Genomic DNA, 561 nt, shown 5'->3' with positions numbered 1-561 from the left:
CTGGCAGGGCTTTCCAAAACACGCTACAAGCACGTCCGTGTGCGCTTGTTTCGGGCCGTCCATGGCCCTCTACAGTTTTGGAATGCCCTGCCAGCTGTCCCGTTTAGACCTTCCAGTTGACCGCATTTTCCCGAAAGACAGATGCAGGCTTAGGTCGGATTATGCTGTGCCAATCCGACCTACATTTAGGTGCAAATTCTAGCCGCATATCCTTAGGTGCCTTTCGGAAACTCAGCGAATAAGTCGGGAGTATATCGTTGGGTCTGGATCGGTGGTGTGGGGTTGCCCTCCCAAAAATGTCTGTGGCCATGGATGGCCACAGTCAAGCGCACATGGACGTGCTCGTAGCGTTTTTTGGGAGGGGGCAACACCCCCGCCAGCCCCGAATGCAGCAGTCTAGGGCAGGAGCACGCACCACCACTCAAGATGTGGTCAAAAAACGTAATGCAAAAGAGAAGGCAATAAAAAACCCGCTAACTCAGAGAATTAGCGGGCTTTCAGAATAGTGGCTCCCCGAGCTGGGCTCGAACCAGCGACAAACGGATTAACAGTCCGTTGCTC

The organism is Marinobacter sp. UBA2498 (genome assembly GCF_002341575.1).
Classification (GTDB): Bacteria; Pseudomonadota; Gammaproteobacteria; order Pseudomonadales; family Oleiphilaceae; genus Marinobacter; species Marinobacter manganoxydans.
This window is presented reverse-complemented; position numbering follows the sequence as displayed.